General features: G+C 70.4%; 22 protein-coding genes and 1 pseudogene. 5 read left to right on the forward strand and 18 right to left on the reverse strand.

Going from position 1 to position 23425, the window contains the following annotated elements:
• Window positions 1–6: 6 nt before the first annotated feature.
• Together LCN96_RS35880 and LCN96_RS35885 are read left to right on the forward strand one after the other, a co-directional pair.
• The gene (locus LCN96_RS35880; RefSeq protein WP_225266869.1) at window positions 7–1317 is read left to right on the forward strand and encodes an aminotransferase class V-fold PLP-dependent enzyme; all 1311 of its coding nucleotides are present in this window, start codon (window positions 7–9) and stop codon (window positions 1315–1317) included.
• The gene (locus LCN96_RS35885) at window positions 1314–2099 is read left to right on the forward strand and encodes an endonuclease/exonuclease/phosphatase family protein (RefSeq protein ID WP_225266870.1); all 786 of its coding nucleotides are present in this window, start codon (window positions 1314–1316) and stop codon (window positions 2097–2099) included. The genes LCN96_RS35880 and LCN96_RS35885 overlap by 4 nt, the downstream gene beginning before the upstream one ends.
• A 14-nt stretch (window positions 2100–2113) precedes the next feature.
• Here LCN96_RS35885 and LCN96_RS35890 read toward each other — a convergent pair whose 3' ends face one another.
• The 8 genes and pseudogenes from LCN96_RS35890 to LCN96_RS35925 form a co-directional block, all read right to left on the reverse strand.
• Window positions 2114–2395, reverse strand: coding sequence for a response regulator transcription factor (locus LCN96_RS35890; RefSeq protein ID WP_318528325.1), 282 nt, complete (start codon window positions 2393–2395; stop codon window positions 2114–2116).
• 286 nt (window positions 2396–2681) lie between these two features.
• Window positions 2682–3137, reverse strand: a pseudogene (locus tag LCN96_RS35895) (ATP-binding cassette domain-containing protein); the annotation flags it as partial.
• 22 nt (window positions 3138–3159) lie between these two features.
• Window positions 3160–3702, reverse strand: a complete 543-nt coding sequence (locus tag LCN96_RS35900; RefSeq protein ID WP_225266871.1) for a carbonic anhydrase — start codon at window positions 3700–3702, stop codon at window positions 3160–3162.
• An 85-nt stretch (window positions 3703–3787) separates the two neighbouring features.
• A complete protein-coding gene (gene hisG / locus LCN96_RS35905; RefSeq protein ID WP_225276133.1) occupies window positions 3788–4642 on the reverse strand; it encodes an ATP phosphoribosyltransferase in 855 nt (284 codons plus the stop codon).
• 56 nt (window positions 4643–4698) lie between these two features.
• Entirely contained in the window at window positions 4699–4962 is a 264-nt protein-coding gene (locus LCN96_RS35910) for a phosphoribosyl-ATP diphosphatase (RefSeq protein ID WP_225266872.1), read from the reverse strand.
• 100 nt (window positions 4963–5062) lie between these two features.
• Window positions 5063–6025, reverse strand: a complete 963-nt coding sequence (locus LCN96_RS35915) for an acetylxylan esterase (protein WP_311132003.1) — start codon at window positions 6023–6025, stop codon at window positions 5063–5065.
• Between the two features lie 63 nt (window positions 6026–6088).
• Window positions 6089–9490, reverse strand: coding sequence for an nSTAND1 domain-containing NTPase (locus tag LCN96_RS35920; RefSeq protein ID WP_225266874.1), 3402 nt, complete (start codon window positions 9488–9490; stop codon window positions 6089–6091).
• Between the two features lie 30 nt (window positions 9491–9520).
• A complete protein-coding gene (locus tag LCN96_RS35925; RefSeq protein WP_225266875.1) occupies window positions 9521–9841 on the reverse strand; it encodes a CU044_2847 family protein in 321 nt (106 codons plus the stop codon).
• Between the two features lie 308 nt (window positions 9842–10149).
• On the opposite strand from LCN96_RS35925, the gene LCN96_RS35930 reads away from it, so the two are divergent.
• Genes LCN96_RS35930 through LCN96_RS35940 form a run of 3 tightly spaced genes read left to right on the forward strand, consistent with a single transcriptional unit; the run spans window position 10150 to window position 13280 of the window.
• Window positions 10150–11409, forward strand: a complete 1260-nt coding sequence (locus LCN96_RS35930) for an extracellular solute-binding protein (RefSeq protein ID WP_225266876.1) — start codon at window positions 10150–10152, stop codon at window positions 11407–11409.
• A gap of 12 nt (window positions 11410–11421) precedes the next feature.
• Entirely contained in the window at window positions 11422–12324 is a 903-nt protein-coding gene (locus tag LCN96_RS35935) for a carbohydrate ABC transporter permease (protein ID WP_225266877.1), read from the forward strand.
• The gene (locus LCN96_RS35940) at window positions 12324–13280 is read left to right on the forward strand and encodes a carbohydrate ABC transporter permease (RefSeq protein ID WP_225266878.1); all 957 of its coding nucleotides are present in this window, start codon (window positions 12324–12326) and stop codon (window positions 13278–13280) included. The genes LCN96_RS35935 and LCN96_RS35940 overlap by 1 nt, the downstream gene beginning before the upstream one ends.
• Window positions 13281–13338: 58 nt before the next feature.
• Here LCN96_RS35940 and LCN96_RS35945 read toward each other — a convergent pair whose 3' ends face one another.
• From LCN96_RS35945 to LCN96_RS35990, 10 genes are all read right to left on the reverse strand, one after another.
• Window positions 13339–15288 carry a DEAD/DEAH box helicase gene (locus LCN96_RS35945; protein WP_225266879.1) on the reverse strand — a complete coding sequence of 650 codons (1950 nt, stop codon included), beginning with the start codon at window positions 15286–15288 and terminating at the stop codon, window positions 13339–13341.
• A gap of 314 nt (window positions 15289–15602) precedes the next feature.
• On the reverse strand, window positions 15603–15962 hold the full coding sequence (locus tag LCN96_RS35950) for a metal-sulfur cluster assembly factor (RefSeq protein WP_225266880.1): 360 nt from the start codon (window positions 15960–15962) through the stop codon (window positions 15603–15605).
• A complete protein-coding gene (sufU, locus tag LCN96_RS35955) occupies window positions 15959–16399 on the reverse strand; it encodes a Fe-S cluster assembly sulfur transfer protein SufU (protein ID WP_185103397.1) in 441 nt (146 codons plus the stop codon). Before sufU ends, LCN96_RS35950 begins: the two co-directional genes overlap by 4 nt.
• Before the next feature lie 2 nt (window positions 16400–16401).
• Window positions 16402–17658 (reverse strand): cysteine desulfurase, encoded by a 1257-nt coding sequence (locus LCN96_RS35960; protein WP_225266881.1) that lies wholly within the window; start codon window positions 17656–17658, stop codon window positions 16402–16404.
• Entirely contained in the window at window positions 17655–18401 is a 747-nt protein-coding gene (sufC, locus tag LCN96_RS35965; RefSeq protein ID WP_225266882.1) for a Fe-S cluster assembly ATPase SufC, read from the reverse strand. The genes LCN96_RS35960 and sufC overlap by 4 nt, the downstream gene beginning before the upstream one ends.
• A 4-nt stretch (window positions 18402–18405) precedes the next feature.
• Window positions 18406–18732: a non-heme iron oxygenase ferredoxin subunit gene (locus LCN96_RS35970; protein WP_225266883.1), complete on the reverse strand. Its 327-nt coding sequence runs from the start codon at window positions 18730–18732 to the stop codon at window positions 18406–18408.
• Complete coding sequence (gene sufD, locus LCN96_RS35975) at window positions 18729–19850, reverse strand: Fe-S cluster assembly protein SufD (protein ID WP_225266884.1); 1122 nt, start codon at window positions 19848–19850, stop codon at window positions 18729–18731. The genes LCN96_RS35970 and sufD overlap by 4 nt, the downstream gene beginning before the upstream one ends.
• Entirely contained in the window at window positions 19850–21262 is a 1413-nt protein-coding gene (gene sufB / locus LCN96_RS35980) for a Fe-S cluster assembly protein SufB (protein ID WP_225266885.1), read from the reverse strand. Before sufB ends, sufD begins: the two co-directional genes overlap by 1 nt.
• Window positions 21259–21957 (reverse strand): helix-turn-helix transcriptional regulator, encoded by a 699-nt coding sequence (locus LCN96_RS35985; protein WP_225276134.1) that lies wholly within the window; start codon window positions 21955–21957, stop codon window positions 21259–21261. The genes sufB and LCN96_RS35985 overlap by 4 nt, the downstream gene beginning before the upstream one ends.
• 92 nt (window positions 21958–22049) lie before the next feature.
• Window positions 22050–23219, reverse strand: a complete 1170-nt coding sequence (locus LCN96_RS35990; RefSeq protein WP_225266886.1) for a multidrug effflux MFS transporter — start codon at window positions 23217–23219, stop codon at window positions 22050–22052.
• Window positions 23220–23425 lie beyond the last annotated feature (206 nt).

Genomic DNA, 23425 nt, shown 5'->3' on the forward strand with positions numbered 1-23425 from the left:
GCAGGCATGCTGAACAGACGGGCCCTGCTCGGTGCCGGGCTGCTGGCCGGGGTGTCGGCGTGCACGCCCGAAACCGCCGCGCCGGCTCCCTCGCCTTCCGCCTCCGGGCCGGGCTTCGACCCGGCCGACTGGGCGTCGGTGCGCGCCCAGTTCGCGCTCGACCCGGCCTACGGCCAGTTCGCCGCGTTCGTGCTGGCCCCCGCCCCGGCGCAGGTTCGGGAGGCGATCAGGACACACCGCGACGCGCTGGACGCCGACCCCGAGTACACGCCGCCCGCCGGCGGCTCCTCCGGCGGCTCCCCCGACGGGGACGTACGCCTGGCCGCCGCCCGCTACCTGGACGCCGAGCCGGACGCGATCGCACTGACCGACAGCACCACGATGGGCCTGGCGCTGCTCTACTCCGGCCTCGTCCTGCGCCCCGGCCAGGACGTGCTGACCACCGAGCACGACTTCCTGGCCACCCACGAGGGCCTGCGGCTGCTGGCCGGGCGCACGGGCGCCAAGGTGCGCAGGGTCAGGCTGTACGACGACCCGGCCCGCGCCTCGGCCGACCGCATGGTGTCGGCGATCAAGGACGGCCTCGGCCCGCGCACCCGCGTGGTCGCGATCACCTGGGTGCACTCCAGCACCGGCGTGCGGGTGCCCGTCCGCGAGATCGCCGACATGCTGGCCGAGGCGAACCAGGGCCGCGCCGCGCATGACAGGGCGCTGCTGTGCGTGGACGGGGTGCACGGGTTCGGCGCGATGGCCGACAGCGTGGCGGACCTGGGCTGCGACTTCCTGGCCAGCGGCACGCACAAGTGGCTGTTCGGGCCGCGCGGCACCGGCATCGTGTGGGGCCGCGCCTGGGACGCGGTGGCCCCGATCGTGCCCAGCTTCAGCCAGGCCGCCTTCGCCGCCTGGCAGGACGGCGGATCACCCGGCGCCTCGACGGCCGAGCTGGTCACGCCCGGCGGGTACAAGGCGTTCGAGCACCGGTGGGCGATGCCGCAGGCGTTCGCGTTCATGACGGCCATCGGCAAGGACCGGGTGCGGGCGCGCACCCAGGAGCTGGCCACCCGGCTGAAGGCGGGCCTGGCCGGGATCCCGCACGTCACGCTCGCCACCCCGCAGGCCCCCGAGCTGTCGGCCGGGCTGGTGTGCTGCTCTGTGGCCGGGATGCAGCCGTTCGAGGCGGTGCAGCGGCTGCGGGAGCGCAAGGTGCACGCCGGCGTGACGCCGTACAACCCCTCGCTGCTGCGCTTCGGCACGAGTATCGTGACGGGTCCCGAGCAGGTGGATCATGCGATCGAGGCGGTGGAGGGGCTGCGATGAACGGGGCGGAGCCGTACGGGCCGCTGATTGGGACCGGCGTGCGCGTGCTGACCTGGAACGTGTGGGGCGAGGAGGGCCCGTACGCCGAGCGGGCCGGGCGCATCGAGAAGGTGGTGCGCGACGTGGCGCCCGACGTGGTGGCGTTACAGGAGTGGGCCGGTCAGCGGCTCGGGTACGAGCACGCGGCGGTGATCTCGGAGAAGGCGCCGGTCGCCGTGCTGTCGCGCTGGCCGGTCGTCCGGCAGGAGGACCGGCTGCTGCCGGGCGGGCCTCCGCCGGAGAAGAAGGGCGGCGTGCTGCCGGGCCGCGCGCTGTTCTGCGAGCTGGACGGGCCGCGCGGGCCGTTACAGGTGTTCAGCGTGATGATCGGGGCCTACCGGCTGGGCGACTCCCAGGCCCGGCAGGAGCAGGTGCGGGCGCTGGCCGCGTTCGTCCAGGAGGTGAGCTCCCGCCGGCATCCCACGCTGGTGTGCGGCGACTTCAACGCGCCGCCCGACAGCGACGAGATGCGGATGCTGACCGGCCGCGCCGCGACCCCCGTGCCGGGGCTGGTCTTCTACGACGCGTGGGAGGTGGCCGGCGACGGCGGCCCCGGCCACACGTGGAGCAACGCCAACCCGTGGGCGCGGCCCGGCCTGTACCCGGACCGGCGCTTCGACTACGTGCTCAGCGCCTGGCCGAGGGCGGGCGGAGCCGGGCATCCGGTGCGCTGCGAGGTGGTGGGCGACGGCCCTGAGCCGGGCTCCGACCACTACGCGGTGCTGGCGGAGCTGCGTTACTGACCCGCCCGCGAGCCTCACACCCAGCCCTGGGTCCTGGCCCGGCGCACGGCCTCGATGCGGTTGCGGGCGTGCGTCTTCTGGATGGCCGAGGACAGGTAGTTGCGCACGGTGCCCTGCGACAGGTGCAGCGCCGCCGCGATGTCCCCGATCGTCGAGCCGTCCGCCGCCGCGGCCAGCACGTCCCGCTCGCGCTGCGACAGCGGGTTGGGGCCCGCGCTCAGCGCCGCCGCGGCCAGCGCCGGGTCGATGAACGCTCCCCCGCGTGCACCCGCCGGCGGGCACACCGTCAGCTTCACGCTGGGCTCGCAGCCCGCGGCGGGGCTCGACCGGCTGCCCGGCGTCGGCCTTGATCTGGGCGGCGGTGCCGTCGGCGGCCAGCCGTCCCCTGGCGATGACGATCACCCGGTCGGCGTGCTCGTCGGCCTCCTCCAGGTAGTGGGTGGCGAACAGCACGGTCCTGCCGCCGGCCGCGTAGTCGTGCATCGCGGCCCAGAAGCGCAGCCTGGACGCCACGTCCATGGCCGCGGTCGGCTCGTCGAGCAGCAGGACGCGCGGCGCGCCCGCGATCGCCAGGGCGAACCTGACGCGCTGCGCCTGCCCGCCGGACAGCTTGCCGGCCCGCCGCCCGGCCAGCTCGGTGAGGTCGGCCAGGCGGAGGACGTCGTCCAGGGCGAGGGGGCGCGGGTAGAGCCCGCGGACCAGGTCCACGGTCTCCTTGACGGTCAGCTCCGGGATGAGCGCGCCGTCCTGGAGCATGGCGCCCAGCTCGCCGGCCGCGACGGCCCCGGCCGGGGCACGGCCGCCTACGGTGATCGTGCCCCGGCTCGGCCGCAGCAGGCCGAGCAGCAGGTTGATGGAGGTCGACGTGCCGGCGCCGTTGGGGCCGAGCAGGGCCACGGTGGTGCCGGGCTCGATGGTCAGGGAGAGGTCGTCCACGGCGAGCACGTCCCCGTAGTGCTTGCTGACGTGGTCGAACTTGATGCCGTTCATGGACGCCACGTTAGGGCGGGGCCCTGGCCCGGCCGCAGTGCGTTCCATCCGCTTGTCGCGGTGACATTTGTCAGCTCACGCGGCTCACCAGCCCGGTGTCCAGGCTGTAGTGGGCGCCGATGACGGTGGCGCTGCCGTGCAGGAGGGGGTCTGATCTCAGGCGCGAGACGGTCTGCCTGATGTGGGCGTGGACCATGGGCTCGACCCGGCCGTGGGCGGTGGCGTAGGCGGGCTCCAGCTCCGCGACGATCGCGGGCAGCTCGCCGGGCAGGGTGACGCGCCTGCGTAAGGCCCGGGCGGCGGCCGTGACCGCGCCGCAGCGCTGGTGACCTAACACGACGACGAGGCTGGCCCGCAGGTCCTGCGGGCCGTACTGGACGGCCGCCGTGACGAGGGAGTCGAGGGTGTGGGCGGCGGTGCGGACGACCAGCAGGTCGCCGAGGCCGACGTCGAAGACCACCTCGGGCGGCACCCGGGAGTCGATGCACGACAGCACGACCGCCCGGGGCTCCTGCCCGGAGGCGACCTGCCTCCGGCGTCGCGGGTCCTGGTGCGGGTGGGCGGACTTGCCCGCCGCCCAGCGCCGGTTGCCCTGTTCGAGTAAGGACCACATCTGCCTGGCGCTACCACGCCAAGCGACCGCTTCGTTACGCACGGTTCGGGTATGCCCGCCGGACCCGTGGCCTAGCGGGCAGACCTCACAGGCGGCAGGCGTAGATGTCGGTGACCAGGATGGCCCTTGCGCCGATGTCCCACAGCTGATCCATCACCTGCTGGTGACCCTTGCGCCGGACCATGGCGCGCACGGCGACCCAGCCTTCGCGGTGCAGCGGCGAGACCGTGGGGCCCTCCATGCCGGGCGTCAGGGCGATGGCCTCCTCGATCCGCTCGGCGCGGATGTCGTAGTCCATCATGACGTAGTCGCGCGCCTGGACGACGCCCTGGAAGCGACGGACGAGCTGGCCGACGCCCGGGGTGTCGGGCGCGCTCTGCCGCTTGATCAGCACGGCCTCCGACTTCATGATCGGGTCGCCGAACACCTCGAGGCCGACGTTGCGCAGCGTGGTGCCGGTCTCGACGACGTCGGCCACGGCGTCGGCCACGCCGAGCCTGATGGCCGTCTCGACGGCGCCGTCGAGCCTGATCACGCGGGCGTCCACGCCCTGGTCGGAGAGGTACTTGTCGAGCAGGCCCGCGTAGGAGGTGGCGATGCGCCTGCCGTTGAGGTCCTCGACCGAGGACATCGTGCCGGCCGCCGCGGCCAGCCGGAAGGTGGAGGCGCCGAAGCCCAGCGACATGATCTCCTCGACCGGCGCGCCGGAGTCGATGAGCATGTCGCGGCCGGTGATGCCGACGTCGAGGGTGCCCTCGCCGACGTAGACCGCGATGTCGCGGGGGCGCAGGAAGAACAGCTCCCAGCCGTTGGCGTCGTCGACGACGACGAGCTCCTTGCTGTCTCTGCGGGACCGGTAGCCGGCCTCCTTCAGCATGTCCTGGGCGGCCTCGCTGAGCGAGCCCTTGTTGGGTACTGCCAGACGCAGCATGTCTTTCAGGTCCTTACCGTGTGTCTGCCTTCCGCTGTCTCTGGTGGCGGGCGCGCCGCGGCGCCCTAGAGATGCTTGTAGACCTGGTCGAGGCCGATGCCCTTGGCGAGCATCAGCACCTGCACGTGGTAGAGGAGCTGGGAGATCTCCTCGGCGGCCCTGTCGTCTGACTCGTACTCGGCGGCCATCCAGCTCTCGGCGGCCTCCTCGACGACCTTCTTGCCGATGGCATGGACGCCGGCGTCGAGCGCGGCCACGGTGCCCGAGCCCGCGGGCCGGGTACGGGCCTTCTCTGACAGCTCGGCGAACAGCTCTTCGAAGGTCTTCATGGTCTCTCTCGTCGGTCGGATGACGTGCCTGTTAAGCCTAGTCTGCGTCACGGGGTGACGCCGCCCCGCGTCCGCCACGCGAGACGGCGCCATCTACTGTTCATCCCATCGCCTTCTTGGCCCTGGCCACCCGCTCCATGGCGTGCGCCGACTCGCCGCCCTCGTGCCCGTTGTACGGGTACACCTTGATGTCCTTCTCCCCGGCGTAGTGGTTGTAGGCGGCGAACACCGTGGACGGCGGCGTGACCCCGTCCTGCAGCCCGGCCGAGAACAGCGCGGGCGTGCGCGCCCTGGCCGCGAAGTTCACCCCGTCGAAGTAGGCCAGCGTCCCGAAGACCCGCTCCACCTGGTCCTTGAACGCCCGGCAGTAGGCCGCGAGCTCCGCGTACGGGTACTCGGGCGTGATCTGCGTGGCGTGCCTGATGTGGCACATGAACGGCACGTCCAGCAGCGCACACGCCAGATCGGGCACCAGCGCCGACACGGCCAGCGCGATCGCCCCGCCCTGGCTCGCCCCGCCCACCGCGACCGCCCCGATCCCCGGATGCGCCCTGGCCGCCTCCACCGCGCGCACGGCGTCGGTGTAGAGCCGCCGGTAGTAATAGGCGTCGGGGTCGTGGATGCCGCTGGTCATGACCCCCGGCGTCTGCGGCCCCGTGCCGGGGTACGGGTCGGCGGTGTCCCCGCGCCGCCACCCGCCGGCGCCCTGGCCCCGGCTGTCCATGGCGAAGACGGCGTACCCGAAGCTCGGCCACAGCAGCCAGTCGATCGGCAGCCCGCGCCCGCCGCCGTACCCCTGGTACTCCACCACGCACGGCACCGGCCCCGTGGTGTGGCGCGGCAGCAGCAGCCAGCCCTTGATGGGGTGGCCGGCGAACCCGGCGAACGTCACGTCGTACACCTCGGCCACGGTCAGGCCGGTGGGGACGGGGGTGAAGTCGGGGGCCAGGTCGTGGGCGCGGGCCTCGGCCAGCGTCCGCCGCCAGAAGGCGTCGAAGTCGGCGGGCTCGGCCCGCTCGGGCAGGTACGCGCGCAGCTGGGGCAGGGGCATGTCGACGAACACGAGCGCTCCTCGGACGGAAGCAGGGGACCAGATGCCCATCAACGGTACGCGGGGCAGCGTCGTTCAGGACGGTTCGGTCGGTCCGGAGGTGGAGCCCGCGGAGCTCCGGCTGAGCCAGCCGCGCAGCCGTTCGAGCAGACGGTCCACGTCCACCGGCTTGGGCACGTAGTCGGACGCGCCGGAGGCGATGGACTTCTCCCGATCGCCCCGCATGACCTTGGCGGTCAGCGCGATGATCGGCAGATCAGCGAACTGGGGCATCCGGCGGATAGCCGAGGTCGTCGCCCATCCATCCATCCCGGTCATCATGATGTCCATCAGGACGAGGGCGACATCCTCGTTTCTCTCGAGCTGCTCGATGCTCTCCCGCCCGTTCTCCGCGTAGACGACGGTCGAGCCGTGCCGCTCCAGCACGCTGGTCAACGCGAACACGTTTCGGATGTCGTCGTCCACGATCAGGATCTTGGCGCCGTTCAGCGGGTCATCACCTTGCCATCGGGTGGGCAGCTCGACGGGCGGCTCCGCCAAGCGGGGCAGCGGCAGCCCCAGTGGCGGCTCGGGCACGGCCGGCTCTGCGGCCGGCGGGGGGACGGGCTGCCTGCGTGTCGGGGCCGGGTCGGTCGCGGCCAGCGGGCCGGTATAGGAGGCGGGCAGGTAGAGCGTGAACGTGCTGCCCTTGCCCAGCTCGCTGTCCACGTGGATCTCGCCGCCGAGCAGCCTGGCGATGTCGCGGCAGATGGCCAGGCCCAGGCCCGTGCCGCCGTACTTCCTGCTCGTCGTGCCGTCGGCCTGCCTGAACGCCTCGAAGATGACCCCGAACTTGTCGGGCGGGATGCCGATGCCGGTGTCGATCACCTGGAACGCCAGCAGGTCGGTAGAGTCGTGCAGGCTGTCGTCGTCGAAACCGATCCCCGGCGGAGCCATCGACACCCGCAGCCGCACCTCACCGCGGGGGGTGAACTTCACCGCGTTGGACAGCAGGCCGCGCAGCACCTGCTGCAGCCGCTGCTCGTCGGCCCGCAGCTCCTGCGGCACCTCCGGCTCGACGTCCACGCCGAACGACAGCCCCTTGGCCTGCGCCGGCGATGCGAACAGGGCCTCCATCAGCTCCACCGTCTTCGGCAACGCCATCCGGTCCGGGTGAATTCTGAGCTGACCCGCCTCGAGGTCGGACAGGTCGAGCAGGTCGTTGATGAGCTGCAGCAGCGCCGAGCCGGAGCCGTGAATCGTTCGGGCGTACTCCACCTGCTGCGCGGACAGGTTGCCCTCGGCGTTCTCGGTCAGCAGCCTGGCCAGTATGAGCAGGCCGTTGAGCGGTGTGCGGAGCTCGTGCGACATCCTGGCGAGGAACTGCGACTTGAAGCGGATGGACACGGCGAGCTGCTCCGCGCGCTCCTCCAGCGTGCGGCGGGCCTGCTCGATCTGGAAGTTCTGGATCTCGATCGCGCGGTTCTGCTTGGCCAGCAGCGTCGCCTTGTCCTCCAGCTCGGTGTTGGCGCGACGCAGCTCGTCCTGCGCCCGCAGGGCTTCGATCTTGAGCTTGATGTCCTTCTCGCTACGTTCGACGAACGACACGATCGCGGGCGGGATGTCATCCGGGCGCTCGACCAGCCACTGCTGGGCCTCGGCCATCCGTACGTCGGAGAGCAGGTCGCCCTCCGCGGAACGCTCCTCCATCAGTATCAGCCAGCGCTGGAACTGCGCGTCGGCGTCGACCCAGTCCCGCAGACGTTTCCATTCCCTGATCAGGGCCTCGTGCGCGATCTCCGAGGTGTCCGGCCCTTCCGGTGCCAGCACCACCAGCCGGTTGGACGGGCCGGCGAGGGCTTCGGCGATCTTCCAGCCGTCGCCGAGATGCTCACGCCGCGCAACGACCCTGACCGCGCTCGCCGCGCCGCCTCTCGCGCGCACCATGGCCAGCAGGACCCGCCTGATGTTGCCCTCGTCGAACTCGGCGCAGAGCTTGCGATACACCTCCTCCGCATGCCGGTTCAGTGCTCCCGCGACTCCACCAAGCTCGTGGTAGTGGTCGAAGGTCAGCTGGCGTTTGGTCTGCATCGCCCACAGCTCGGTCAGCGTGAACTCGAGGAGCGGCAGTCCGCCTCTGCTCCTGCTGGCCTCCGTGGCGATGAGGTGGGCCAGCCCTGGTGAGTACGTCACCCCTTCGACGGTGGACGGCTCCACGATTACCCGGGTGAGTGCCGGTTCGTCCAACGGAGAGACGTTCAGTTGCCGGTCCTGCAGCCTCAGCCCCATTCCCGGTAGCTCAAGGATCGCGGGCAGGAAGTCGGCCCTCAACGTGCAGACCAGCCGTACGGCGGAGGGCGGGCCGCCGCCGACGGGAGGAAGCAACTGACGCAGAAAGTCCAGGCCCTCGCCGTTGTTCTGGTCGGCGGCGAAGAGCTCCTCCATCTGGTCGCAGATGACGGCCACCGGTCTGTTCACCATGAGGGCCATCTTCTCCGCGACGTTCGTCAGGCCGTACTGCCGCACCTGGTCGGAGCAGGCGTTCAGGTCGGCCAGAGAGAGTGCCCGGCCTGTCCGGACCAGGCTCAGCAGCGCGTGGGCCGCGGCGTCGAACGGTGAACGCCCCGGCCTGAACGACGTCACCCCCCAGCCCTCCGCGTGCAGCGCGGGTTCGAGGCCTGCGGCCACCAGGGAGGACTTGCCCACGCCTGAGGGCCCGACCACCAGGATCAGCGGGCTGGCCTGCACCATGGACCGGAGCCGGGCGATCTCGTCCTCCCTCCCGACGAAGATCCCGGCGCGTGCGTCCTCCGCGGTGAACGCACGTAACCCCCGGTACGGGCAGGGCGGCACGGAGCTGTTGGAGAGCGCCTCGGGCCAGGCGGCCGCCATGTGCGAGACGGGAACGGCGTAGGCGTCACCCGCTCTGCCGTCGCGGGAAGCGACGACGAGCATGCCGACGACCACGTCGCCCCACTCGTCCTCCATGATCACCGGGCTGCCGCTGTATCCCGGCTGCGCCCGCAGCGCCGACTCGCCCTTCACATCGAGCTGCAGCAGGCCGCCGGCGACCGCGCCGCGGAAGGTGCACGTCGTCCACCCTCCGTTGGCCCTGGAGGGGGAGCTGGGATAGCCGAACATGGTGATGTCGGCCTGCGGCGGTCCCTTACCGCTCGCCAGCCGCGCGGGACCGGCTCCCCGAGGCAAGGTGTCGCCCCCGACGAGCACTAGCCCGGCGACGTCCCGCCCGCGCGGCTCGGCCGTCGACGGCGGGCTCCACGACACGACCTTGCAGCTTCTCAGCGGTGCGCCATCGGCGTCACCGAGAAGAGGGAAGTCGATGTGGATCCGAGTATTCCGGGCCGGCCGGTCGGCCACGGTCTTGTCCCGCCCCATGGCCGCGTTGACGACGTGGGCGCAGGTCACGATCTCCCGTTCGCCCACGACGAAGCCGACGCCCACGGCCTCCTCGTCTCCGCCGCGGCGGATGCGGGCCACGAATCCACGCCGCGATACGCTCCCCATCGCTCAGGACCGCTTCCACACCGCGCGGACCACGAAGTTGACTTCGGTGGTGCCCTTGGCGACGACGACCGTGGACTCCGCGCTGATCTTCAGCCCGAATTCGATCTCGATCTCGCTGGGCGCGGATTCACGGACGGTGTCGACTATCCGGGACACGGCGGGCTTGAGGCTGCGTAAGGCAATGTCCAGGGACGTGCGTGCCCGCGCGACGACCCCGTCACCGGCGGCAAGGTCAAGATCGGGTCCCGCGAGATCGCCATCGACCTCGAAGACGACGACGTCGCCATCAGCGAGCTCGACGGGTACGGCCAACAGTCGATCCATGTCCGGCTCCCCAGAATGACCCGAGCGGCGAAGAGGCACGACAGGGTCCTGGTGCGATTGTCGGCATCGGCCGCGGTCCATGGCAAGGAGACCATCGAACCTCCTCCAGGCGACGACGGTCTCTGCGTCCGTCCTGAACCGGGAAAGCGGCGAGCGCCCGAGCCCTGCATCGTGCCAAACCCGCATCTCCACACCTCAGCGGCGGGCCAGTAAGAAGCCCGTGAAACTTACATGACTCCGAGTTGTCACTTACCCGTTTAAGTGATGTGATTCCGCACATCAGGCGGCGAGAGATCGGATGGCTCCCCATGCGACGTACCACGGCGGCATGCACCACGGTCCTGCTCGCGCTCGTGAGCGCGGCCTGCGCCACGAGCGGCCGGCCTCAGACCCAGCAGGCGGCGACCGACGCCCCCGCGACCCTGTCCTTCTGGTCCACGGGCGGCGACGACGAGACCGCGATCTTTCAGAAGGCGGCCGACCTCTACCACCAGCAGCACCCGAACGTGACGATCAAGGTGCAGACCCTGTCGTGGGACGACGCGTACGCCAAGCTCCTGGCGGCGGCCACCAGCCGCAGCGGCCCCGACGTCATCTCCGGCGGCATGACCTGGACCATCCAGTTCGGCGCCAGGGGCGCCATGGTGGACCTGCGCGAGCACGGCCTGGACTCGCTCAAGGCGCAGGCCCAGCCCGCGCAGTGGGAGTCGGCGGTCTCCCCCGACGGCTCGGTGTACGGGGTGCCGCTGGACATGTCCACCCTGGCCCTCTACTATCGCACGGACCTGCTGGAGCAGGCCGGGCTGGACGCGCCGCCGAAGACGTGGGAGGAGCTGACGGCGGCCATCGGCAAGCTGAAGGCCGCGGGGGTGGCCAAGCCGTACAGCCAGGACTGGGGCAACCTCGACTGGATCGGCTACTTCAACTACCTCTACCAGGCCGGCGGCACGTTCTACACGCCCGACTGCAAGCCCTCGCTGGACACCCCGCAGGCTGAACGGGCGCTGGCGTACTGGGTGGACCTCTACCGCGAGCACGGGGCGCCGACCGCCAGTGTGGAGGCCTCCGACGCGCTCGACACCGGCACAGCGCTGGTGGTGGGCGGCAACTGGATCGCCAAGGGCATGGACGTCAACAAGCCGAAGCTGAAGGGCAAGTGGGCGATGACCACGCTGCCTGCCGGGCCGGCGGGGCCGACGACGTTCATCGGCGGGCGCGCGATCGGCGTGACGTCCTTCAGCCGGCACGCCAAGACGGGCGCGGACTTCGTCAGGTTCATGTACAGCGACGAGGCCATCGCCGCGATCGTGGAGGAGGCCAGGAAACGCAACCTGCCCTACATCCCGCCGCGCCCCGACAAGGTGGTGGCCGCCTCGTCGTTCACGCCCGAGCAGGCCCAGGTGTTCGAGCAGGCGTTCAGCACCGGCAAGGCCGCGCCCGGCTGCCCCGGCTGGGACGAGAGCGCGCCCGACGTCTCCAAGCAGCTCCAGTCGGCCATCCTCGGCAAGGCGGACGTCAGGACGGCGCTGGCGGAGGCCGCCAAGGTCATGCGGGCCAACGCCGGATAGCGGGGGCCCACCATGGCGATCCCCCTGCGCGGCAGGCTGCGCCGCTACGGCACCTCGTACGCGATGCTGCTGCCCTTCCTCGCGCTGTTCGCGGCGTTCCTGATCTGGCCGCTGGCCAACTCGCTCTACCTGAGCTTCACCACGTTCGACGGGATCAACCCGGCCACCTTCACCGGCCTGGACAACTTCCGGCGGCTGACGGCCGACGACCGGTTCCTGCACGCGATCGGCAACACCAGCCTGTACGTGGTGGCCTCCGTCCTGCTGGGCACCCTGCTGTCCCTGGGGCTGGCGCTGGCCTTCGACGGCCCGGGCTGGTCGCACCGGATCATGCGCACGGTGTTCTTCCTGCCCTCGGTGACCTCCTCCATCGCGCTCATGCTGATGTGGAAGTGGGTCCTGTTCCCCAGCGACGTGGGCCTGGCCAACACGATCGTGAGCTGGTTCGGCGGCGGGGCGGTCGCCTGGCTGGCCACGCCGGGGCTGACCATCCCGATTCTCGTGCTGATGTCGGTGTGGGGCGGCATGGGTTACGGCATGATCCTGTACGTCGCCGGCCTCGGCTCCATCCCCCGGGAGTACTATGAGGCGGCCGAGATCGACGGCGCCTCGGCCTGGCGGCGCTTCCGGCACATCACGCTGCCGCTGCTGCGCCCGGTCACCACCTACGTCGTGGTGACCGGCCTGATCGGCGCGTTCCAGGTGTTCGAGGCGGTCTACATCGTCTTCCGCGGCACCAACAGCGTCGGCGGCGTGCTCGACTCCGGCCTGATGATCGTGCCCTACCTCTACGACCAGGGCTTCACCCACTTCAAGCTGGGCTACGCCTCGGCGATCGCCTGGGTGCTCTTCCTGATCATCTTCGTGCTCAGCCTCGTCAACCTGCGCCTGGGCCGCGCGATGAAGGAGCTGTGATGGCCGTCGCCCCGGTGGAGACGATCACCCGGGCGGCCCCGGGGCGCGGCGGGGGCACCCCCTCCGGCCGCCGGCGCTCCGGGACCGGCGGCCGGCTGCTGCGCCTGCCGTTCTACCTGCTGTCGCTGACCATGGTGGTGCCGTTCTACTGGCTGCTCATCACGGTCTTCAAGCCGCCGTCCGAGCTGGCCAGGACGCCGCCGTCGTTCGTGCCGCACTCGCCCACCGTGGCGAACTTCTACGACGCCCAGTGGTCGCCGGAGCGGATCAACCCGGGCCATCTGCAGGGCATCTTCCAGCGGTTCCAGGTGGACTTCGGGTTCTGGCGGTTCCTGGGTAACAGCCTGTTCATCACCGCCGTCACCACCGTCGGGTCGCTACTGATCTGCTCGCTGGCCGCGTACGTGCTCGCCAAGCACGACATCAAGGGCCGCAGGGCCATCTTCCTGATGGTCATCGCCTCGATGATGGTGCCCTGGCAGACCACGCTCATCCCCAACTACGTGATCATGCGGAACTTGGGCTGGCTCGACAGTTACGCCGCCTACATCATGCCGGCGCTGGCCAAGGCGTTCGTGCTGTTCTTCCTGGTGCAGTTCCTGCAGTCGCTGCCGGACGAGCTGATCCAGGCCGCCAGGGTGGACGGCGCCGGGGAGTGGCGGATCTGGTGGCAGATCGTGCTGCCGCTACTGAGACCGGCCCTCGCCGCAATGTCGATCTTCATCGTGCTGGCGGAGTGGAACAACTTCCTGTGGCCGCTCATCATCGTGCAGAGCGACGAGATGGCGAACCTGCCGGTGGCGCTGGCCCGGCTCAACTCCTACTACGCGGGCCCCGACCACCAGGGCGCGATCATGGCGGGTGGGCTGCTGGCCTCGGTGCCGACGATCGTCTTCTTCCTGCTCTTCCAGCGCTACTTCGTACGCGGCATCGCGCTCAGCGGGCTCAAGGGCTGAGAACGGCGCTGCCCGCCGCACCGGGAAGGTGCGGCGGGCAGCCAGGAGAAACAGCCGGTCAGCGCTCGAAGCGGCGGCCGGAGGAGTTGCGGCGGAAGCCGCCGTTGCCGCGCTCGTCGGAGCGGCCGGCACCGGAACGGTAGCCGTCACGCGCCGGACGCTCGCCGGCGCGGAAACCGTCACGCGCCGGACGGTCACCGGAACGGTAGCCGTCACGGGCCGGGCGGTCGTCGGGGCGGAAGCCACGGTCGCGGTCACCCGAGAACGGGCGGCCACGGTCGGAGTTGTAGCGCGGGCCCCGGTCGCCACCGCGGTCGTCCTGGCGGAACGGGCGGTCGTCGGAGCGGTAGCCACCGCGCCCCTGGCCGTCACGCCGGCGGTCGTCGCCGAACGTGCGCGGCTCCTGGGAACGCCCGAACGTGCGCGGCTCCTGCGTGCGGCCGAACGGCCGCTCGCCCTCGCCGTGCCTGCGCGGCCGGCGGTCGTCCCCGGCGGCACCGCCGCCGGCGAACGGACGCTCGCCGTCCTCGTGGCGGCGCGGACGCCGGTCCTCGCCGGAACCGCCGAACGGACGCTGGCCGTCCTCGTGGCGGCGCGGACGCCGGTCCTCGCCGGAACCGCCGAACGGGCGGTCGCCGTCGTCGTGGCGGCGCGGGCGGCGCTCGCCGTCGAAGTCACGGCGGCCACGGCGGCCGCGGCGCTCGGAGACGCCGCCCTCGCGGCGGGGCCGCAGCGGCTTGCGCACGTCCGGCTCCCACACGGGGATGGCCTCGCCGCTCGGCGTGCGGGCCCCGGTCACCTCGGCGACCCTGGGGTGGCCGGGCGTGGCCTTCAAGCGGAACGGGTGGATCCCGGCGCGGCGGGTCAGCGCGTCGGTCGAGCGGCGCTCGTTCGGCAGCACCAGCGTGACGACCGTGCCCTTCTCGCCGGCGCGGGCGGTGCGGCCGCCGCGGTGCAGGTAGCTCTTGTGGTCCTGCGGCGGGTCGACGTGCAGCACCAGGCTGATGTTGTCGACGTGGATGCCGCGGGCCGCGACGTCGGTGCAGACCAGCACGTTGACCGAGCCCTCGCGGAACTCCGACAGGATGCGGGTGCGCTGGTTCTGGCGCTTGCCGCCGTGCAGGCCGCCCGCCTTGACGCCGACCCGGGCCAGCTGCTTGCACAGCCGGTCCACGCCGTGCTGGGTGCGCACGAAGATGATGGTGCGGCCCTCACGGTTGGCGATCTCGGCGATCACGTCGAACTTGTCGTCGCGGGTCACCTGCATCACGTGGTGCTCCATGGTGTCGACCGGCGAGGTCGCGGGCGCCACGGAGTGCGTGATCGGGTCCTTGAGGAAGCGCTGCACCAGCTTGTCGACGTCGCCGTCGAGCGTGGCCGAGAACAGCAGCCGCTGGCCGTCGGCCGGCGTCTGCGCGAGCAGGTCGGTGACGACGGGGAAGAAGCCGAGGTCGCACATGTGGTCGGCCTCGTCGAGCACGCTCACCTCGACGTCGCCCAGCGAGCACTCGCCCTGCCGGATCAGGTCGCCCAGGCGGCCAGGGGTGGCGATGACGACGTCCACGCCACGGCGCAGCGCCTCGATCTGCTTGCCCATGGACATGCCGCCGACGACGACCTTCATGCGCAGGCCGAGGCCGCGCCCGAGGGGCTCGAGGGCGTCGTGCACCTGGAGGGCCAGCTCACGGGTGGGCACGAGGATCATGGCGCGCGGCCGGCCGGAGGCGGGCTTCACCCCGGCGATGCGGGCCATGGTCGGCAGGCCGAACGCGAGCGTCTTGCCGGAGCCGGTCTGGCCGCGGCCGAGCACGTCGTGGCCGGCGAGCACGTCGGGGATCGTCGCGCTCTGGATGGGGAACGGGCTGTCGAAGCCCAGCTTGGCCAGCCCGGTGACGAGCGGCTTCGGCAGGCCGAGCAGCTCGAACTCGGACGGGCCCGGCTCGGCGGCGGGGATGTTCTCCACGGCAGTGGAGGCGTCGCCGAGCGAGGGCATGACAGCGTCAAGCATGGTCACGAAAGTCGTGCCTTTCCGTCGAAGTGGCGCGTCACTTCTGCGAAAGGACGAGCCAGGGCGTACGGCCCCGGGGGCCGTACCAGATTCCAGGGCACCCGCCGCTATGAGGGCGGGGTGAAGATGAGGGGGGACACACCCGGGGCACCGGCCGCAGGCGATGCGAGACGCGTGATGAGACGTCAGGTGTTCCTGTAACTCAACGCCGGGGATGTTATCGGATATTCCCCGGCTATGGGTCCGGACTTTCCGAAACCCGCATTGCATGCTAAACCCCTGACGCTTGACCGTCAGGGGTGACAGCAGAAAGATCAGACGTTGAAGCCTAGCATACGGAGCTGCTCACGCCCCTCGTCGGTGATCTTGTCAGGGCCCCACGGCGGCAGCCAGACCCAGTTGATCTTCACATCGGAGACCATGCCGTCCAGCGCGGAGTGCGCCTGGTCCTCGATCACGTCGGTCAGCGGGCAGGCCGCGCTGGTCAGCGTCATGTCGATGGTGCACACGGGCTGCCCGCCGTCGGCGGGGTCCAGGTTCAGCCCGTAGACCAGGCCCAGGTCCACGACGTTGATGCCGAGCTCGGGGTCCACGACGTCCTTGAGCGCCTCCATGACCTCCTCGACGGTGGTGTCACCGTCGTAGCCGGTCGGCGTCTCGGTGGGCTTGCTCATTGCCCAGCACTCCTCACAACAGCGTCCTTGTAGGCCATCCACGAAAGCAACGCACATTTAACGCGCGCCGGGAACTTGGCCACGCCCGCGAACGCGACAGCGTCGCCGAGGACGTCCTCGTCGGCCTCCACCTGTCCCCTGCCCTGCATCAGCCGGGTGAACTCGTCGACCACCGAGAGCGTCTCGTCCACCGTGGAACCGGTGGCCAGCTCGTGCAGCACCGAGGCGGCGGCCTGGCTGATCGAGCAGCCCTGCCCCTCGTAGGACACGTCCAGGATCTTGCCGGCGTCGCCCACCTTGACCCTGAGCGTGATCTCGTCGCCGCACGTCGGGTTCACGTGGTGAACCTCGGCGTCGTACGGCTCACGCAGCCCCCGCCCCTGCGGGTGCTTGTAGTGCTCCAGGATCAGCTCCTGGTACATCGACTCGCCGATCATGGCTATGCGAACACCTTCTGAACGTGATGCAGGCCGCGAACCAGGGCATCGATCTCGCCCGTGGTGTTGTACAGGTAGAACGACGCCCGCGTGGTCGCGGGTATTCCGAACCGCAGGTGCAGCGGCCGGGCGCAGTGGTGCCCGACGCGTACGGCCACGCCGAACTGGTCGTCCAGGATCTGCCCCACGTCGTGCGGATGTATGCCCTCCAGCGTGAAGGACACGGTGCCGCCGCGCTGCTCCAGCGTCTCGGGGCCGATGACGCGCAGCGTGGGCACCTCGCGCAGGGCCTGCAGCGCGTACGCCGTCAGCTCCCGCTCGTGGGCCTCGATGGCGTCGAGCCCGACCTCGGTCAGGTAGTCGACCGCCGCGCCGAGCCCGATGGCCTCGACGATCGGCGGCGTGCCCGCCTCGAACTTGTGCGGGATCGGCGCGTACGTCGAGCGGTCCATCCAGACCGCCTCGATCATCTCGCCGCCGCCCAGGAACGGGGGCATGGCCTCCAGCAGCTCGGCCCGGCCCCACAGCACGCCGATGCCGGAGGGGCCGACCATCTTGTGGCCGGTGAAGGCCACGAAGTCGGCGCCCAGCTCCGTCACGTCCACCGGGTGGTGCGGCACGGACTGGGAGGCGTCGAGCGCGATGAGCGCCCCGACCTCGTGCGCCCGCGCGGCGATCGCGGCCACCGGGTTGACCGTGCCCAGCACGTTCGACTGGTGGGCGATCGAGACGATCTTCGTCCGCTCGGTGATGAGGGCGGGGTCGTAGTCGAGCCGCCCCTCGTCGGTGACGCCGAACCACTTCAGGCTCGCGCCGGTGCGCTGCGCGAGCAGCTGCCACGGCACGATGTTGGAGTGGTGCTCCATCTCGGAGATGACGATCTCGTCGCCGGGGCCGAGGGTGAAGCGGGGGTCGCTGTTGGCCGGGTTGCCGAAGCTGTAGGCCAGCAGGTTGAGCGCCTCGGAGGCGTTCTTGGTGAAGATCACCTCGTCGCGCGACGGCGCCCCGACGAAGCCCGCGATCTTGTCGCGGGCGCTCTCGTAGGCGTCGGTCGACTCGGCGCCGAGCACGTGCATGGCGCGCCCGACGTTGCTGTAGTGCAGCGCCAGGTGCTCCCGCATGGTCTCGATGACCTGGTTGGGCTTCTGTGAGGAGTTGCCCGAGTCGAGATAGACGAGCGGTCGCCCGTCGGGCAGCTCGCGGGAGAAGACCGGGAAGTCCTTCCTGATCTTCTCCACATCGAAGCTGGTGGAAGTCATGCAGATGCCTTCGTGTACTGCTCGTAGCCCTCGGCCTCGAGCTTCTCGGCCAGTTCGGGGCCGCCCTCCTCGACGATCCGGCCGGCGGCGAAGACGTGCACGTAGTCCGGCTTCACGTAACGCAGGATGCGGGTGTAGTGGGTGATCAGCAGCACGCCGGTCTCGCCGGTGGCGCGGAAGCGGTTGATGCCCTCGGAGACCACGCGCAGGGCGTCGACGTCGAGGCCGGAGTCGGTCTCGTCGAGCACCGCGATCTTCGGCTTCAGCAGCTCCATCTGGAGGATCTCGTGGCGCTTCTTCTCGCCGCCGGAGAAGCCCTCGTTCAGGTTGCGCTGGGCGAAGGCGGGGTCGATGGACAGCGCGTCCATGCCGGCCTTCAGGTCCTTGGCGAACTCGCGCAGCTTCGGCGCCTCACCGCGCACGGCGGTGACGGCCGAGCGCAGGAAGTTGGACACCGAGACGCCGGGCACCTCGACCGGGTACTGCATGGCCAGGAACAGGCCGGCGCGGGCGCGCTCGTCGACGGACAGCTCAAGCAGGTCCACGCCGTCGAGCAGCACCTGGCCGCCGGTGATCGTGTACTTCGGGTGGCCGGCGATGGCGTAGGCGAGCGTGGACTTGCCCGAGCCGTTGGGGCCCATGATGGCGTGGGTCTGCCCGGCCTTCACGGTCAGGTTGACGCCGCGCAGGATTTCCTTGTCCTCGACGGCGACCTGGAGGTCACGGATCTCAAGGGTGGACATGTGCTTAGGACTCCTTCGAGAGCGAGACGAGGACGTCATCGCCGTCGATCTTCACTGTGTAGACGTTCACGGGTTGGGTGGCGGGCGGCCCGGTGGGCTTGCCGGTGTGGATGTCGAAGCACGAGCCGTGCAGCCAGCACTCCAGGGTGCCGTCGTACACCTCGCCCTCGCTGAGCTTGACCTCGGCGTGGGAGCAGACGTCGTGCAGGGCGAAGACCTCCTCGCCCTTGCGGACCAGCGCCACCGGCGTCTCGCCCGAGCCGACCTCGACGCCGATGACACCCCCGTCGGGGATGTCCGCGACCTTGCACACCTTCTCGAACGAACTCATCGGCTCAGTTCAGCCTCCAGCGCGTTCATGACGCGCTCGCGGATCTCCTCGATCTGGATCTTCTCGACGAGCTGGCCGAGGAAGCCCCGCACGACCAGGCGGCGCGCCTCGTCGTAGGGGATGCCGCGGGCCTGGAGGTAGAAGATGTGCTCGTCGTCGAGGCGGCCGGAGGCGGAGGCGTGCCCCGCTCCCGCGACCTCGCCGGTGAGGATCTCCAGGTTGGGCACCGAGTCGGCGCGGGCGCCGTCGGTGAGGATGAGGTTGCGGTTGAGCTCGTAGGTGTCGGTGCCCTCGGCCTCGACCCTGATGATCACGTCGCCGATCCAGACGGCGTGCGCCTGCTCGCCCTGCAGCGCGCCGCGGTAGTCGACGTTGCTCTTGCAGTTGGGCTGCGAGTGGTCGACCAGCAGGCGGTGCTCCAGGTGCTGCCCGGCGTCCACGAAGTAGACGCCCGACATGTCGGCGTCGCCGCCCGGGGCGGTGTAGGTGACGCTGGGCGACAGGCGTACCAGGTCGCCGCCGAGCGTCACCACGAAGCTGCGGTAGGTGGCGTCCTTGGCCAGGCGCGCGTGGTGGTGGGAGACGTGGACCGCGTCGTCGGCCCAGTCCTGCAGGCTGACGACCTTGAGGTTGGCCCCGTCGCCGACGACGAACTCGATGTTGTCGGCGTAGACGGCGCTGCCCTTGTGGTCGAGCACGATCACGGCCTCGGCCATCGGCTCCACCTGGACCACGATGTGGCCGTAGGTGGCGCCGTCGCCCTCGCCCGTCAGCGTGAGCACGGTCGGCTTGGAGGTGACGGCCTCGCGCGGCACCGTGATCACGGTGGCCTTCTCGAAGCTGTTCCAGGCCTGGGCGCTCACCCGGTCGGTCGGCATGAACGACTTGCCCACGCGGGCGTCGTCGCGGCCGACCGTCTCGACGGTGACCTCGGGGGCGGCGTCGACGTCCACGCGGACGTGGCCGACCGGGTCGGCCTTGCCGTTGTGCAGGCCCTTGAGGCGGGACAGCGGCGTGAAGCGCCACGCCTCCTCCCGCCCGGTCGGGACCTCGAAGTCGCCCAGGTCGTAGGACGCCTTCTCGTGCAGGGTCGACAGGGGCTTCTCGTTCAGGCCCATCAGCCGACGGCTCCTTCCATCTGCAGCTCGATCAGCCGGTTGAGCTCGAGCGCGTACTCCATGGGCAGCTCACGCGCGATCGGCTCCACGAAGCCGCGCACGATCATCGCCATCGCCTCGTCCTCGTCGAGCCCGCGGCTCATGAGGTAGAACAGCTGGTCCTCGCTGACCTTGGAGACCGTGGCCTCGTGGCCCATCGAGACGTCGTCCTCGCGGACGTCGACGTACGGGTAGGTGTCGGAGCGGCTGATCTGGTCGACCAGCAGGGCGTCGCACTTGACGGTGCTGGCGCTGCCGTGGGCGCCCTCCTCGATCTGCACCAGACCGCGGTAGGAGGTGCGGCCGCCGCCGCGCGCCACCGACTTGGAGATGACGCTGGAGCTGGTGTTGGGCGCCAGGTGCACCATCTTGGAGCCGGCGTCCTGGTGCTGGCCCTCGCCGGCGAACGCGACGCTCAGCGTCTCGCCCTTGGCGTGCTCGCCCATCAGGTAGACGGCCGGGTACTTCATCGTGACCTTGGAGCCGATGTTGCCGTCGATCCACTCCATGGTGGCGCCCTCGTAGGCGACGGCGCGCTTGGTCACCAGGTTGTAGACGTTGTTCGACCAGTTCTGGATGGTCGTGTAACGGCAGCGGGCGTTCTTCTTCACGATGATCTCGACGACCGCGCTGTGCAGCGAGTCGGAGGAGTAGATCGGCGCGGTGCAGCCCTCGACGTAGTGCACGTAGCTGTTCTCGTCGACGATGATCAGGGTCCGCTCGAACTGGCCCATGTTCTCGGTGTTGATCCGGAAGTAGGCCTGCAGCGGGATCTCGACCTCGACGTTCGGCGGCACGTAGATGAAGGAGCCACCGGACCACACGGCGGTGTTGAGCGCGGCGAACTTGTTGTCGCCCACCGGGATCACCGAGCCGAAGTACTCCTTGAAGAGCTCCTCGTGCTCCTTCAGGCCCGTGTCGGTGTCGACGAAGATGACACCCTTCTCCTCGAGGTCCTCACGGATCTTGTGATAGACGACCTCGGACTCGTACTGGGCCGCGACACCGGCGATGAGGCGCTGCTTCTCCGCCTCGGGGATGCCGAGCTTGTCGTAGGTGTTCTTGATGTCGGCGGGCAGCTCGTCCCAGGAGGCGGCCTGCTTCTCCGTCGAGCGCACGAAGTACTTGATGTTGTCGAAGTCGATGCCGGTGAGGTCGGAGCCCCAGGTGGGCAGCGGCTTCTTGTCGAACAGGCGGAGGCCCTTCAGGCGAAGGTCGAGCATCCACTCCGGCTCGCTCTTGAGCGCGGAGATGTTGCGGACGACCTCCTCGGACAGGCCGCGCTTGGCCGCCGCGCCCGCGGCATCCGGGTCGGCCCAGCCGAACTTGTAATTCCCGAGGCCTTCCAGCTCCGGGCGGTCGGTGACAGTCACCTTCCGGTCTCCTTGCTCTTGTCTCTATGTGCGGAATCGGCCAAAGACTGCGGGGTCACGTGCGTCGTGCACACCCCGTCGCCGTGGGCGATCGTGGCCAGGCGCTGCACCGGAGTGCCGAGCAGCTGCGCGAACGCCTCCGTCTCGGCCTCACACAGCTGCGGGAACTCCGCCGCCGCGTGTGCCACCGGGCAGTGGTGCTGGCAGAGCTGGTCGCCGCCCGACTTGGCCTTGCTGGCCGAGGCGGCATACCCCTCTGCCGACAGCGCCTGCGCCAGCACCTGCACGCGCTGGTCCGCTGGCACCGTCGCCATGACGGGCTCCAGCCGCTTGAGCAGGCTGGCCACCTGCTCGCGGGCGAAGTCTGCCACGGCTTCTCGCCCCATACGCTCGGCCAGGAAACGCAGCGCGCTCCCGGCCAGGTCGTCGTAGGCGTGCTCGAAAGCACTGCGCCCCGCGTCGGTGATCGCGAACAGCTTGGCCGGCCGTCCGCGCCCGCGCTGACCGCGCGGACGCACCGTGCGAGGCTCGATCATCCCGTCGGCCAGCAGCGCGTCGAGGTGACGCCGGACGGCGGCGGGCGTGAGCCCGAGCCGCTCGCCGAGGGCCGCGGCCGCGACGGGACCATGCTCCAGAATCAGCCTGGCCACGCGGGCGCGGGTGCCGCGCTCACCACCGGGCTCCATCAAGGGCATGTTTTTCACAACATCAGTGTGCCGTAATTCCTTCCCGCTTCACAAACGGATCTGAGCAGGGGCGGGAATGGAATTTGTCACGCAGGGTAGCCTTACCTAACTTGCGCCCGGCGGCCCAGGATCGTGAACGTCAGGGCCGAGCAGATGAAGAGCCCGAGCATGACACAGGCCATGGGCACCGCGGAACCGGTTCCCGCAAGTCCGACCAGCGGGGCGGCGGCCGCGCCGAGCGCGAACTGCAGCACCCCGGTCAGCGCCGAGGCGCTGCCCGCCACCTGCGCGGGCTGCGAGCCCAGCGCCAGCGCGCCGGTGCCGGGCAGGACGAGGCCCTGCCCCAGCATGATGACGACCAGCCCGCCGACGATCCCCCACAGGCCCAGGTCGGCCAGCGCGGCGGTCATCAGCAGCGCCGCGCCCAGCAGGGCGACGCCGAGCCCGGCGCGCACGAGCAGCTCGGGCCGCACCCGGCCCGACAGCCGGCCGCCGAGCTGGGAGGTGGCGATCAGCGCGAAGGCGTTCATGCCGAAGATGAGCGAGTACTGCTGCGGCGTGGCGCCGTACACCTCCTGGAGCACGAACGGCGAGCCGGAGATGTAGCCGAACATGGCCGCGAACGACAGGCCGCCGGTCAGCGCGAAGCCCATGAACGTGCGGTCGCGCAGGAGGTGCCAGAAGGTGCCGACGGTGTGCCTGAGCCCGCCGCTCTCGCGCGCCTCGGCGGGCAGCGTCTCGCGCACGCCCGCCACCACGGCCAGCAGCAGCACGATCCCGGCGATGCTGAGCGCCACGAACACGCCGCGCCACGAGGTGAAGGCGAGCAGCTGCGCGCCGGCGATGGGGGCCAGGATCGGCGCCAGGCCGCTGACGAGCATCAGCGTGGCGAAGATGCGGGCGATGGCGGGGCCGTCGTACAGGTCGCGGACCACGGCTCGGACGATGACCAGCGCCGCGCCGCCCAGCATGCCCTGCAACAGGCGGAAGAAGATCAGCATCGGCACCGAGGGCGCGAACGCGCACAGCAGCGAGGCCACCATGAACCCGGCCACGCCGATCATCAGCGGCACCCGGCGCCCGCGCACGTCGCTCGTCGGGCCGGCGATCACCTGGCCGAGCGACACGCCGATGAGGCACGCGGTGAGCGTGAGCTGGACCTGCGCCTCCCCGCTGAGCATCTCGGAGGTGATGGCGGGCAGGGCGGGGAGGTACATGTCGATGGACAGCGGCCCGATCGCCGACAGGGCGCCGAGGATCAGCAGCAGCACGCCGCGGCGGCTCTTCCGGCTCTCATGGACGACTGCGGCGGGCGTGGCTACTTCTGCCACGGACATGCGTGTACCCCTCTCCCTCGTAGGCCGGCGGCCCACGAGGGCCGAGTGGTTGAACCCGGTTTCGGTCCTCCGAATTCCCAATCATCAGATATTTCCTGAAACTTCGTCCGATGGGCTACCGGACCCGGCGAATGCGGTCA

Origin of the sequence: Nonomuraea gerenzanensis (genome assembly GCF_020215645.1) — a bacterium.
GTDB lineage: Bacteria > Actinomycetota > Actinomycetes > Streptosporangiales > Streptosporangiaceae > Nonomuraea > Nonomuraea gerenzanensis.